This window comes from Phaeodactylibacter xiamenensis, assembly GCF_965229835.1.
Taxonomy (GTDB): domain Bacteria; phylum Bacteroidota; class Bacteroidia; order Chitinophagales; family Saprospiraceae; genus Phaeodactylibacter; species Phaeodactylibacter xiamenensis.
The window spans coordinates 7,089,639-7,102,478 of the sequence record NZ_OZ245931.1; the positions used below are offsets into that span (position 1 = coordinate 7,089,639).

The 12,840-nt window shown below is 52.9% G+C and carries 9 protein-coding genes; 3 read left to right on the plus strand and 6 right to left on the minus strand.

From position 1 onward, the window contains the following. Window positions 1-476: 476 nt before the first annotated feature. The 4 genes from tnpA to ACO08I_RS27350 form a co-directional block, all read right to left on the minus strand. Complete coding sequence (tnpA, locus tag ACO08I_RS27335) at window positions 477-938, minus strand: IS200/IS605 family transposase (protein ID WP_282778685.1); 462 nt, start codon at window positions 936-938, stop codon at window positions 477-479. A gap of 768 nt (window positions 939-1,706) precedes the next feature. Beyond that, window positions 1,707-3,038, minus strand: a complete 1,332-nt coding sequence (gene purB / locus ACO08I_RS27340) for an adenylosuccinate lyase (RefSeq protein ID WP_421947708.1) — start codon at window positions 3,036-3,038, stop codon at window positions 1,707-1,709. Window positions 3,039-3,077: 39 nt separating this feature from the next. Beyond that, window positions 3,078-3,365 (minus strand): ArsR/SmtB family transcription factor, encoded by a 288-nt coding sequence (locus ACO08I_RS27345; protein ID WP_421947709.1) that lies wholly within the window; start codon window positions 3,363-3,365, stop codon window positions 3,078-3,080. A gap of 122 nt (window positions 3,366-3,487) precedes the next feature. Beyond that, on the minus strand, window positions 3,488-5,896 hold the full coding sequence (locus ACO08I_RS27350; RefSeq protein ID WP_421947710.1) for a TonB-dependent receptor: 2,409 nt from the start codon (window positions 5,894-5,896) through the stop codon (window positions 3,488-3,490). A gap of 358 nt (window positions 5,897-6,254) precedes the next feature. Between ACO08I_RS27350 and nhaA the strand changes: the two genes are divergently transcribed. Further along, a complete protein-coding gene (gene nhaA, locus ACO08I_RS27355) occupies window positions 6,255-7,565 on the plus strand; it encodes a Na+/H+ antiporter NhaA (protein ID WP_421947711.1) in 1,311 nt (436 codons plus the stop codon). A 55-nt stretch (window positions 7,566-7,620) separates the two neighbouring features. Beyond that, window positions 7,621-7,863, plus strand: a complete 243-nt coding sequence (locus ACO08I_RS27360; RefSeq protein ID WP_421947712.1) for a Kazal-type serine protease inhibitor family protein — start codon at window positions 7,621-7,623, stop codon at window positions 7,861-7,863. A gap of 197 nt (window positions 7,864-8,060) precedes the next feature. On the opposite strand, the gene ACO08I_RS27365 is transcribed toward ACO08I_RS27360, so the two are convergent. Both ACO08I_RS27365 and ACO08I_RS27370 read right to left on the minus strand, forming a co-directional pair. After that, window positions 8,061-8,816, minus strand: a complete 756-nt coding sequence (locus ACO08I_RS27365; protein ID WP_421947713.1) for a LytR/AlgR family response regulator transcription factor — start codon at window positions 8,814-8,816, stop codon at window positions 8,061-8,063. Between the two features lie 14 nt (window positions 8,817-8,830). Further along, window positions 8,831-11,194 (minus strand): tetratricopeptide repeat-containing sensor histidine kinase, encoded by a 2,364-nt coding sequence (locus ACO08I_RS27370; protein WP_421947714.1) that lies wholly within the window; start codon window positions 11,192-11,194, stop codon window positions 8,831-8,833. 572 nt (window positions 11,195-11,766) lie between these two features. Here ACO08I_RS27370 and ACO08I_RS27375 point away from each other — a divergent pair. Continuing rightward, on the plus strand, window positions 11,767-12,786 hold the full coding sequence (locus ACO08I_RS27375) for a tail fiber protein (RefSeq protein ID WP_421947715.1): 1,020 nt from the start codon (window positions 11,767-11,769) through the stop codon (window positions 12,784-12,786). The last annotated feature ends 54 nt before the right edge of the window (window positions 12,787-12,840 follow it).

The following is a 12,840-nucleotide window of genomic DNA, read 5'->3' on the forward strand; positions in this document are numbered from 1 at the left end:
GCATTGGGGTAGCTATAGCTGGGCTGTAAACCAAGCAGTATACAGCTCTAGTCCGCTATTTTAGGCTCAAGGGAAAGTGTAAGCAACCCCTGGAGCTCCGTTAGGAGCTGTATGTGGGTAACCCTCTAATCTGTTGCCGCTTCCCCGCGCCGTAGGTGCGTAATGTGCCTATGTGGAAAGGTTTGGTGCCAGACGTGAGCGATAGCGCATCGTTTCGAGGCTAGCCGCTCTGAGTAGTTCACATTCCGCACCTACGGCGCGGAGCCAGTTCGATCTCTTGGAGTTACCCACATTATGCCCCTAATGGGGCATTGGGGTAGCTATAGCTGGGCTGTAAACCAAGCAGTATACAGCTCTAGTCCGCTATTTAGGCTCAAGGGAAAGTGTAAGCAACCCCTGGAGCTCCGTTAGGAGCTGTATGTGGGTAACCCTCTAATCTGTTGCCGCTTCCCCGCGCCGTAGGTGCGTAATGTGCATCACTCCAAGGGTTTAAAGATAAAACGTTCATCATACTCCACCTCGAAGGCTTTCAGGAAGTCTTCATACTCTTCCAGAAAAGTCTTTTTCCGATGGTGCTCCTCTTGCTTTTGGATATACCGGATTACCCTCGGCACTTGGGATTTGGCATAAGAAAACGCGCCATAACCGGTCTGCCAGGAAAAATAATTTTTACAAAAACCGCTCTTGTTTATCCATTCCGAGGACTCTCCTTTAACATCCCGCATCAGGTCAGATAGAGATTGAGTAGGGCGCATGCCAAAGAACAGGTGTACGTGGTCTGGCATACCTCCAATTTGAAGAACCTTATGGTTGTGGTTTTGTACAATGCCGGTGATGTAACGATATAATTCTTCCTGCCATTCTTTTTGTATGGCAGCTTGACGATAGCGTACGGCAAAGACGGATTGTATATGAATTTGTGTGTAGGTATTTGGCATTGGTTTAGGGGGATTAGCAAAAGTTAAGAAAGAGGTTACCTGACAAATATAAGCTCTACCTCCCAATTTATCTCAACTGAACAGGAGGTAGCAGACCAACCATTTCGTTCTTTTACGACAAAAAGATTCAAGTTACATTCCGCACCTACAGCGCGGAGTCAGTTCGATCTCTTGGAGTTACCCACATTATACCCCTAATGGGGCACTGGGGCCGAGATGGTTGAGTTGTACACAAAGCAGTATACAGCTTTAGTCCGCTATCAAGGCTCAAGGAAACTTGTAAGCAACCCCTGAAGCTCCGTTAGGACCTGTATGTGGGTAACCCCAATCTGCTGCCGCTTCTCCGCGCCGTAGGTGCGCAATGTGCCTATGTCAAAAGGTTCGGTGTCAAACGTAAGCGATAGCGCATCGTTTCCAGGCTAGCCGCTCTGAGTAGTTCACATCCCGCACCTACGGCGCGGAGCCAGTTCGATCTCTTGGAGTTACCCACATTATGCCCCTAATGGGGCACTGGGGCCGGGATGGCTGAGTTGTACACAAAGCAGTATACAGCTTTAGTCCGCTATCAAGGCTCAAGAGAAGAGAAGGTGTAGGCAACCCTTTGGAGCTCCGTTAGGAGCTGTATGTGGGTAACCCTCCAATCTGCTGCCGCTTCCCCGCGCCGTAGGTACGTAATGTGCATCACTCCAAGGAATACAGCAAAGCCCAGTCCGTATAAAAGCGGTGCCACGAAGAGCAGATTAACAGGCGAAGCCACACCCTTTAAGCTTATTTCCCAACATAATTCTGTGGCGTAATCTGCTTCAGCTCCGCCTTGATGGCATCAGCTACCTGCAGCCCGTCCACGAAGGTGTGGATATCTGCTTTGCTAATGGCCGTCTTGCCCCGGGTCAGGGCTTTTAGGGCTTCGTAGGGTTGTGGGTAGCCTTCCCGGCGCAGGATGTTTTGGATGCCTTCAGCAACGACCATCCAGTTTTTCTCCAGGTCGGCCTCCAGTTTGGCGCGGTTCAGGAGGAGCTTGCCAAGGCCTTTTTCGATGGACTTGAACGCAATCAGGGCATGCGCAAAGGGTACTCCAACGTTGCGCAGTACGGTGCTGTCCGTCAGGTCGCGTTGCAGACGGGAAACGGGTAGCTTATCCGCCAGATGGGTGAACAGCGCATTAGCAATGCCCAGATTGCCTTCCGCGTTCTCAAAATCAATGGGGTTGACTTTGTGCGGCATAGCCGAGGAGCCGACCTCGCCTTCCACCACCTTTTGCCCGAAGTAGTCCATGGAAATGTACGTCCAGATATCCCGGCAAAGGTCGAGCAGGATGGTGTTGATCCGCTTTTGAGCCATGAAAATGGCAGCGAGGTTGTCGTAATGCTCAATCTGCGTGGTGGGGAAAGCCCGGTGGATGCCCAGGGCTTCTTCCACAAAAGCGTGCCCAAAGGCGTGCCAGTCGATATCCGGATAAGCGACATAGTGGGCATTGAAATTACCGGTAGCGCCCCCAAACTTGGCTTTGAACGGGATGCGGTCCAGCTGCTCCAGTTGCTCATCAATACGGGCTACAAACACCTGAACTTCCTTACCCAGGGCAGTGGGGGAAGCGGGCTGCCCGTGGGTGCGCGCCAGCATGGGGATGCCCGACCATTCTTCTGCAAGGCCCGACAGTTGGCTACGGACCTCCTTGAGCGCCGGCAGCCATACCTGATACAGGGCGTGCTTGATCATCAGGGGGGTCGCCGTATTGTTGATATCCTGAGAGGTCAGCCCAAAGTGGATGAACTCTTTGTATTTTTCCAGCCCAAGCGCATCAAATTGCTCCTTGAGGAAGTACTCCACCGCCTTGACATCGTGGTTGGTGACCTTTTCGATGGCCTTGATGCGTTCCGCGTCTTCCATGGAGAACCGGTTGGCCATCCGCAGCAAGTCATCGAGCTTGGCTGTTGGGAAGTCCTGCAGCTGGGGCAGCGGGTGGTTGACCAGTGCCGTGAAATACTGAACCTCCACCAGCACCCGGTACTTGATCAGGGCAAATTCGGAGAAAAAATGAGAAAGATCTTGAGTCTTGGCGGCATAGCGCCCGTCGACAGGGGAAATAGCGGTGAGCATAACGTCCTTGATTTTTGCGTGCGCAAAAATAGGAACAAATCATGAGTTTTCCAGTAATTCCAGGATTTCCCCCATGGCATCGCTTGTGAGTTCATAGTACGCATAGCGCCCGTCCCGCCGTGGACGCAGTATTCCCGCCTGCCGCAAAATCTTCAGGTGGTGGGAAGCCGTGGCCTGCTCAATGCTCAGGGCTTCGTGGATATTGGTTACCGTAAGGGGCGCCTGCCGGTGGAGCAGGTTGAGTATGGCGAGCCGTACCGGATGGGCAATTGCCCGCAGCTGTTCTGTCTGCCGCTCAAAAGATTTAAAGTGAGGTGTTGCAACCATGGATCATGAGTTTTCAAAGTGGGTAGGTTGGGGCAGGAGGATAGCTCAAAAATAAAGCCATTTTCCATCCTTCCCGCCTTTTTCCGGGAATAGGCAGGCTTGACTATAGGCGGTACACCCTCCTAAAACCCAACCCGCCCGCTCAGCACCACATTCCGTCCGGCGCCTGCCAGCCCTGAAGAGTAAGGCCGGTACCGCTGATCGGTCAGGTTTTCCACTCCGGCACTGAGGGTAAAGGTCTCGCTGATCCGGTAAAGCGCCCGGAAGTCCAGCGTGTACCAGGCCGGTGCATAAGGATTGCCATTAGCATCAGCGGCGTATAAGTACGGCTTATCCTGCTCTGTGAGCGGCAGGTCTTCGAAATCGAAAGCACTGTGGTACTGCGCGTTCAGTTCCAACCGGAAGGCCTCCTGCTCGTATTGCAACCGGAATACCCCGAACCAGGGTGCCGCATGGCGCAGCGGGGTGGTGCCCCCTTCCTCCAGTTCTTCCTCCCCTTCCTGAACGTTGAAGCGGGCGTGCATGCCTAAGCCGTTAGCCCACTGCGCGTCCACCCCTGCCTGTAGTCCGTAAACCCTTGCTTGTGCGGCATTTTGCACAGCCTGCACCCGGCTTAAGGTGCCATCATAAAAAATACTGTCTTGTCCGGAAAGTGAAAAATCCCGACGAACTAAAGCATTGTCCAGCAACGTGTAATAGCCTGTAAGGTCGAGCTGTATGCCATCCCCAATCACTCTGGAAAAGCCCAGCTCTGCATTGTAGGCATATTCCGCCCCCAGGTTGGGATTGGGCACGACTACAGAGCCGGGTTCGGAGTCAAATACCTTGCCAATATCATCGACATTGGGCGAACGGAACCCGGTGGAGAGGTTGGCACGTATCCCCCACAATGGCGCGGGCCGGCACACCGCACCCAGGCTGCCGGTAAGGGCTCCGTTATTCAGGCTTGCGTTGGTGAAGGGGAAGGGAAAAAACGTGGTATCAAAATCAGCGTCAAGCAGAAAGTGGTTGTAACGTGCCCCAGCCTGCAAACGGAGCTTAGGGTTTACTTCAAGCTGATACGTCAGATAGGCCGCATAGGATTGCCAGTTGGCCTGAGGATACCGGGCCGGGCCGGCATCTTCCGCTCCTGTGTCCAGATGATTGAGCTGCCCTTCTGAGGCCACTTTGTTGTAAAGGGCTTCGAATCCGTATAGCAACCGTTGGTGCCGCCCGGGACGTTTGGTGAAATCCAGATTGGCCGAAAGCGCATCCACCGCTTCGGTGCGGGTGCGCCGGACCGGATCGCCAAAATCCCGGTCAATACGGCTTTCCTCAAAAAACTGATGGGCGAGGCTTAGCCGGGCTTCGTCGTAAAACGTATTTTGCCCGGTATGTGAAGCCTGCAGCTGATTCATTTGCCATATCTGTGGGCCATAGGACCATTCCGCACTTCGGGGCACGCCATTGCGGTCTCGGACCAGGCGGTCGTACCGGGCATAATCAGTCGTGGCAGAATAGTGAAAGGCGTAGGTGAAGTCCCAGGCAGCATTGGGGCGGAACCGCACCTTCTGCATCAGGTTGGTCTGTTCGTACCCCGTAGGCGTTTGCAACAGCGGGTCGGCGTTGGAAACCACCCGGTCAATGCCATCAATGCGTTCCACATAAAAAGGCCGCAGGTAATCTTCGGGCCCATTTTGGCCCATCCGGAGATCACCGTAGCGGTTGTGGGAAAAGCTGCTCACTGCTGCCCATTTTTGCCCGCCGATATTGATGTCGAAGTGCCCGGTCAGCTCCTCATTGGCGGAAGCATAGCGCAGGGCGGCGCTACCCGAAGACTGCCGTTCCTGACTATCGGCAAGGGTAGGGGTGAGGGTGTAAAAGGCCATAACGCCCCCGATGGCATCGCTGCCGTAGAGCACAGAGCCGGGCCCGAAGAGCAATTCCGTTTGCTCGGTGGCGAAGGGGTCGAGGGAAATCACATTCTGCAGGTTGCCGCTTCGGAAAATAGCCGTATTCATCCGCACGCCATCCACAGCAATCAGCAGCCGGTTGGTAGCGAAGCCCCGGATCATCGGGCTGCCGCCTCCCTGCTGGCTTTTTTGAATGAACACTTCGCCCGAGCTGCCCAACAGGTCGGCAGCAGTTTGCGGATTGCGCAGCAGCACTTCCTCCGATTGGATGACGGAAATCCGGTTGGGGACGCGGCTGGCATTTTGAGCCCAGCGGCTGGCGGAAATGACGACCTGATCCAGTGCCAGGGCGGTCATCTCGAGTTGTACTCGGAAGCCTTGTGCCTGAGCATCTGTGTAGGGTATCCGGTGAGTCGTGTAGCCCAGGAGCTGTATGTACAGGGTGTCAGAAGAAGCGAAAAGGCTTAGGTCGGCCTGGCCGTTCTGGTCTGTAACAGCGAAATTACTGCTGGGCTGCCCGATCACCGTAGCGCCCGGCAGTGGAGTGCTCGCTGAATTGGTCAGCGTAAGGGTCTGGGCATGCAGTGCAGGTATAGCCAGTAGACATAAACAAGCCAGCGTAAGAAACGATTTCGTCATAGCATATCAGAACTTTTCCGGGGCTCACTTTTTGTAACGAAGGTAGGGAAAATTGAAGCATGTGGCAATGCATGGAGCGTCGGGAGCACTGCAATTCTCCTTAGTTAGAGAATGGATTTGATGTTAAAAGGCGGGTAGGCCACTCTATTTCGTACAGGTAGCAGAGACGGTTTTTTAAACTTGTAACCCTGTATTACAGCACCTATCGGTTTTTACCGGGAAGGTGATTTTGCCAGCTGTTTTGACGCATCGCACATCGGATATGCAGGCATCTCTTCGCGGAAGCTGAAAAAAGCCCCCAAAACTGCGAACGCAATGCCCGGAACCGTGTTGATTTTTCGTCCAAAAACGAAAAACCATGTTAAAGCAACTGCTGACTTCCCCGATGGAGAAGTTCATAAAGATTGAAAGCCTCAGTGGGGTATTGCTCTTTGCAGCGACGATTATAGCCGTAGTCTGGGCTAATTCTCCATTCGGCGACTCCTATCAGGCGGTTTGGGGGTACGAGCTCGGTGTGAAAATGACCAACTTTGAGCTGGTCAAGCCCGTCATCCTCTGGATCAATGATGGGCTCATGGCGCTCTTCTTTTTCCTGATCGGGCTGGAAATTAAGCGGGAGCTTTCCGTTGGAGAGTTAAACGCGCCCAAAAAGGCCATTTTCCCCTTATTCGCAGCTATTGGAGGTATTGCTTTCCCGGCATTGGTCTTTGTGCTGTCTAATAACGACCCGGAGGCCCTGGCCGGCTGGGCGATTCCCATGGCAACAGATATTGCCTTCTCCCTGGCCATTATGAAATTGCTGGGCGACCGGGTGCCGCTCAACCTCAAGGTCTTTCTCACGGCTTTTGCGATCGTGGATGACCTGGGGGCCGTACTCATCATCGCCCTTTTCTACAGCTCGGGCATCAAGTGGATGCTGATCCTGATTGCTTTTGCTATTCTGGGGGTATTATTCCTGCTGACCATGCGGGGCTTGTACTCCAAATATCTGCTCGTGGTGCTGGGCGTGGTGGTCTGGCTGCTGTTCCTTAAGGCAGGTATCCACCCGACTATTGCCGGCGTGCTGCTGGCCTTTACCGTTCCCATTCACCGAAAGGTGAAGATACCTGAGTTTATGGAGGCGCTGGACGAGTTGCAGGAAAAGATCATTAAAGCCCCGCGTCAGGAAAATGGCCTCCTGTCCAAAGCACAGATAGAGCATATTGACAACCTGGATGAATGGACCACGGAGGTGCAGTCGCCCCTGCAGCGCATGGAGCATAAGCTGCACGACTGGGTGGCTTACGTGATCATGCCCGTATTTGCCCTGTCCAATGCCGGTGTCACAGTGAGCACGGACACGGCCTTGAATATGAACCTCATTCTGGGCATTGCCCTGGCCCTGATTGTGGGTAAAGCTGTTGGTATTTTCCTGATGTCCAATCTGGCGCTCCGGCTGGGTATTTCCAAACTGCCCGATGGCGTGAGCAGGATGCAAATACTTGGCGTGTCCTTCCTTGCCGGAGTAGGCTTTACCATGTCTATTTTTATTGCCAACCTTGCCTTTAAGGATAACCCCGCACTACTGGACTCCGCAAAAGTGGGCATCCTGATCGGTTCACTGATTGCTGGCTTGACGGGTTTTCTGATACTGCGCGCGCTGGGCAGCCCCAAAAGCGATTCCCGGTAGCGGGCATGCAACTCAGAAGCTCAATGCTGCGTTTCTTTGCAAAACCTCATTACCAATGAAGTATTCATTTTTGATCTCAGCTTTGGCTTTAATCCTGATGAGCGCTACCTGCAACCGCAACGGTGCTGTAGCCGATGATTGTGTTGACTCTTCTAAGATCGACAAGGCAGCTGCCTGTATCGAAATCTATCAGCCCGTCTGTGGTTGTGACGGCAAAACCTACTCGAACTCCTGCTATGCCGAAAATTATGGTGGTGTCACCTACTGGGAAGAAGGCGCCTGTGAGGACAGAGAGTAGATAGTGCTGTTTTCGTGCGTATAACAACAAGCTCTTTATCGCCTGGCAGCATTTGCTATTAGCCTATTTTGGTGCATCGCCTAAAAATCCTGGATAAGCTGGAGCAGAGCGGGAAGCTCTACCCCAGCAGCCATAGCACTTAAATGTGGTATGGTTTTCTGTTTTGTGAAGTTTGTTGTACACACGCTGTTTTCCCCTCAGCCTAGTTTTTGGATGTGGGCTTCCAGTTCCTGCCGTTTGGTTTGGCTGACAGGGAGTTCCATGCCATCAATCAGCAGGGTGCTGTCCTGAAAGTTGATGGCCTCAATATGCTCTACGGCAACAATGAACCGGCGGTGGGTGCGCAGGAAGGCTTCAGAAGGCAGTAGTTCCTCCAGGTTTTTCAGCGTGATGCGGAGGGTGAAGGTTTCTGCATTGCGCACCTGCACTTGTACGTAGTTGTCGTCGGACTGTGCGTAGAGGATGTCATTGATGGCGACTTTGTAGTAAATATGCCGCTTTTTGAAGAAGAAAAACTGCTGTGTGATAAAGTGTTCCCGGTTCTCAAGAGCGTCATTCTTTTCACTGTCTTTCAGCATCCGCACTTTGGCGATGGTCAGGTCAATGGCGGAGCGCAGGGTCAGTGGTTGTACCGGCTTCACCAGATAGCCAATGGTGTTGGACTGCCGGGAAGCTTCCTGATAGGGGGCATCCTGCAGGGCAGTGATGTAGAGGACGGGAATGTCGAGGTGGGCGATCTTTTCCCCCAGTTGCAGCCCGCTGAGATTGCCGTTGATGTCGATGTCCATCAGGATGAGGTCGGGCTCCTGACTGTAGATATAGTCGAGTGCGGTGCCGGAGTGGTCGGCGCGAAGGGTGTCGGTGTAGCCCATTTCATCGAGGAGCATCTCCAGCTCAAGGGCGAAAGAGAGGTTATCCTCAACAATCAGGATTTTAAGAGGTGCTAAAGACATAGCAGGTGTTTAGGTTAAGTAGCTTTCAGGGGCAGGCTAAGGGTAAATATAGTGCCTTTTCCAATATTACTGCTCACACCAAGGGTAGATTGGTTGAGTTTTGAAAGCTCATGGGCCAGGTGGAGCCCCAGCCCTGACCCTTTTTCGCCAGCAGTGCCGGGCTGAGTGCGGCCTTTTTTGAGCAGGAAAAGTTCCTTCAGCTGTTCGGGCGGCATGCCTGCTCCGGTGTCCCGCACCTTGAGCCGGAACAAGCCCTCATCGGAGGTGCCTTCGAGGGTAATCCGGCCTCCTTCCGGTGTGAATTTAATGGCGTTATCGAGCAAGTTACGCACAATCGTGCTCAGCGCATTGGCATCACTGAAGATGACCGTATCTTCGGGTATGGCCCATTCCAAATCCAGGTGCTTGTTTTGGAGCGCGGTTTGGAATGGCGCGGCCGTATCTTCCAGCAGCGGCAGCAGCTTCAGTTGGGTAGGCTGATAAGGCATAACGTCCCGTTGCGTGAGGGCCCAGTTGAGGAGGTTTTCGGTAAGCTGACTGAGCCCGGCAGCGTCCTGCTCGATTTCTGCCCCCAGTCTTTCCAGCGTGGTGAAGTCTTTTTTGCGCAGCAGATAGTTGACCTTTTTGGTAATCCCCCGGAAGGCGATGGCCGGCTTGCGCAGGTCATGCCCGATGATGGCAAAGAGGCGGTCTTTGGTCTCGTTGAGCTGTTGCAGCTGCTGGTTTTGCAATTCAATCGTCTGATTTTTGCGGCGGGTGTACCAGAAAAAGCTGGAGGCAAGCACGGCAAGCAGTAGCCCTCCAATGGCAAGTATCAGGTTTTGTGTGGCCTGAGCCTTGAGGATGGCGGCTTCTTTGGCTTGCTCCACCTCCAGTTTTTGTTTTTCCAGCTGAAACTCAAAATCTTTTCGCTGTTCGGCCAGGCGCTCCAGGTCCTTGCTTTGGTCAAGGGTGTCCCGGAGTTCGTGGATAGCTTCCGCATAGTACAGGGCTTCATCTGTCTGACCCAGTGCCTTGTGGGCATTCATAAGCGTCAGGGCATCCTCTTTGGCTTGCTCGTAGATACGGTTTTTCCGGTAAGCTTCATAAGAAGGGGAGAGGTACTGAATGACACCCTGATGGTCTCCCTTCGCCTCGCTGATGACACCCTGTAAGCGGTAATAGGAAACAAGATCCTGCCCTTCGAAGGTAGACGGTTGATAGGCACCTAACTGCCGTACCGTCTCCTCTGCCCGTTCAAGCTTCCCGGCATTGGCATAAACCTGCCCGAGTTGCAGGAGAAAGCTTGGAGCATAGCGCTGTGTACCGAATTCATCCAACCTGGAGATTGCCTCTGTAATATAAACCGCAGCGGAGTCATACTCCTTCAGCCCATGGTACAACTGCCCCAGCCGGTAATAGGCGGCCATGATCAGATCGGCATTTTCGAGCCTGAGGCTCAGGCTCAGCGCCTCCCTGAGATAGGATTTGCAAAGGTCGTAAGCTTCGCGTTCCCCTTCAATGAGGGCCATGCCCAATAATGCCTGCACCTTCATACGGACGTCGCCCAGTTGTTCGCTGAGGTGGTAGGCTTCCAGCAAATTGTCCGCGGCATCACTCAAGCGGCCGAGGTTTTTATTGACCTTAGACAAGCCTTCCAGCGTGATCATCGCATCCTCATAAGCCTTTCGGCTCATTTGGAAATCATAAATGGCGGTATAAGTCTGCAGACTGTTTTCAAATTTGCCGGCATCCATCTGTAAAACCGCCAGATTATACATCGGGCGGGTCATATACAGGGAGTCGCCGCTCTCCCGATAATGGGCAATAGCGGCATTATAGTACTGCTGCGCAGAATCAAAGGCACCCTGATAGTGAAAAAGCGTGCCCAGTTGTGCTATGATAAAAACCTCTGCATCGGCTGCGCCCACCTGACGGGCCTTCCGGAGCGCAGGCCGGTAGAGAGCTTCTGCTTCAGAATAGGCGCCCTGCAGGCTATGCATGATGCCCATCCTGGCCTGGCATTGGAGGGCAGGGGAGAGCAGCCCTGACTTTTCGTACAACTGGCTGGCTTGCTTGTAAAGCGCTCTGGCCGCTTCATACTCCCCGGCCTGATAGCGGAGGTGCCCCTGATGCAGGTACACAAAAGCGGTGATGCTGTCTGATTCCAGTTGGCCGGCCACATCTTCCAGCTCCCTGAGGTAGGCTTTGGCCTGATCTCTATCACTGCTCCAATTGGCCTGCACCAGATTTTGCAGGACTGTGGCCCGCTCCTGAGGGCTGTTAGCCTGTTGCAGCATCTGCGCCAGGCTGTCCGCTGCGTTTGTGCTGCTTTGCCCCTGCAGCGCAAACTGCCAAAGTAGTAGCCCCATGAGGCAGGCCCACCTTCCGATTTTCATTTTTAAGTGCATTTATTGAAGGTGAAAATAGGGCCTTTTGCTGGAAAAAACCAGAAGAGAAAAACGGGTAGGGATCGACGTGCCCTGTCACAACTTTATTCGCCACGGGTTTGCAGGCGTTCACCACAGCATTTCCTGCGTTCGCCACATTTACGGTTTTTTTAAATATCTAAAAACTACTTTTACAATAGAAAATTCATCCCAAAAGCTAAGACTGCCCATTCAACTCAAGCGTAGTAGTGTACCCTCACTAAATCCTTGCTGTTGATACCTGGCAGCATCGTCCCAATAACTACAACGGTACGAACCCTTTGTGTACGGTAACGACCATCGTACACCTGCTAAACCCTTGTTTAATTCACAACCAGTTATACTCATGAAAAACAGTCCTCAACCCTTGCACCAAATCTTTCACTTACGATCACTTTATCAATCAATTGCTAAATCAATGTAGATGTCACTCTACTTTGAATCATCTTCATTTTCACACTATTCATTCATCAACTCTTCTATTCTTTTCCAGGCAGTAATGCGGAAAAACAACCCCGCTGCGCTGTAAAAAATGTTCCATCATGAAGTCCATGAAAAACTCCGTTCGGTTCTTTATTGCTATGGCTCTTGTACTGGCCTCAGCAGTTTTTGCTTTCGCGCAAAGCGATATTAAGATAAGCATACAAGGTACCCTCAAAGACGCCAACAGCTCCGCAGTAGACGATGGTGCCTATGATGTCACCTTCCGCCTGTACAACACCAACTCCGGAGGTACAGCCGTATGGGAAGAGACTGCTAATGTGCAGGTCTCAGGTGGTGTATACAGCCACCGCCTGGGCAGCGTCGAAGCTTTGGATGCTTCAGATTTTTCGGAAACTCTATTTGTAGGCGTGGAGGTCAATGGCGTGGAGCTTTCCCCGCGTACGGAACTGACCTATGCTCCTTACACCCTGAATACACAATTTGCCGCCCGGGCGGGCAACGGTGTGCCTGCCGGTTCCATGATGCCTTTTGCCGGCCCGCTTAACAGGGTGCCTGATGATTATATACCCTGCGACGGCCGGGCGCTGAGCAGTAGCGAATATCCTGAGCTTTTTGCCGCTATTGGCACCGCCTGGGGCAATGGCACAACGGGTATTGGTTCACAAAATGGAAATACGGATTTCAATGTACCGGACTCCCGCGGCGTCTTTTTGCGGGGCTGGGCGAACGGAGAATCTACTGACCCTGATCGCAGTTCCAGAAGTGCATCTGCTGCTGGTGGTGCTACGGGAGATAATGTAGGTACTTATCAAGGGGATGAATTTGAAAGCCATAACCACACAATGGGTTCTGCAGGTGGCCATACACATACCATAAACGACGGAGGAAGCCATAGTCATGGTCTAAACGGAACAGATGGGGTTATGTCCTTCAGTGGTGAAGGCGCTGAGGGAAATGGAGGAGATGGAGCAGGTGCTAGGGTATCCAGTACAGCCTCAGCAGGTACTCACTCTCACACCATGCAGTCAGCCGGTTCACACACGCACACCATAAGTAGCAGTGGCGGCAACGAAACCCGCTCCAAGAACATCGCTGTGCTGTACATTATCAAAAAATAAGGCGGGAGTCCAGGATTCTGCCCTGCAAAGGGTGGCTTGGTTGGCTTTCAATAT

Excerpts from the sequence above, each read along its gene's own strand:
- nhaA (WP_421947711.1), top strand. The coding sequence starts at position 6,255 with ATGTTAAAGCAACTGCTGACTTCCCCGATGGAGAAGTTCATAAAGATT.
- ACO08I_RS27375 (WP_421947715.1), top strand. The coding sequence starts at position 11,767 with ATGAAGTCCATGAAAAACTCCGTTCGGTTCTTTATTGCTATGGCTCTT.
- tnpA (WP_282778685.1), bottom strand. The coding sequence starts at position 938 with ATGCCAAATACCTACACACAAATTCATATACAATCCGTCTTTGCCGTA.
- ACO08I_RS27345 (WP_421947709.1), bottom strand. The coding sequence starts at position 3,365 with ATGGTTGCAACACCTCACTTTAAATCTTTTGAGCGGCAGACAGAACAG.
- ACO08I_RS27365 (WP_421947713.1), bottom strand. The coding sequence starts at position 8,816 with ATGTCTTTAGCACCTCTTAAAATCCTGATTGTTGAGGATAACCTCTCT.
- ACO08I_RS27360 (WP_421947712.1), top strand. The coding sequence starts at position 7,621 with ATGAAGTATTCATTTTTGATCTCAGCTTTGGCTTTAATCCTGATGAGC.
- ACO08I_RS27370 (WP_421947714.1), bottom strand. The coding sequence starts at position 11,194 with ATGAAAATCGGAAGGTGGGCCTGCCTCATGGGGCTACTACTTTGGCAG.
- purB (WP_421947708.1), bottom strand. The coding sequence starts at position 3,038 with ATGCTCACCGCTATTTCCCCTGTCGACGGGCGCTATGCCGCCAAGACT.
- ACO08I_RS27350 (WP_421947710.1), bottom strand. The coding sequence starts at position 5,896 with ATGACGAAATCGTTTCTTACGCTGGCTTGTTTATGTCTACTGGCTATA.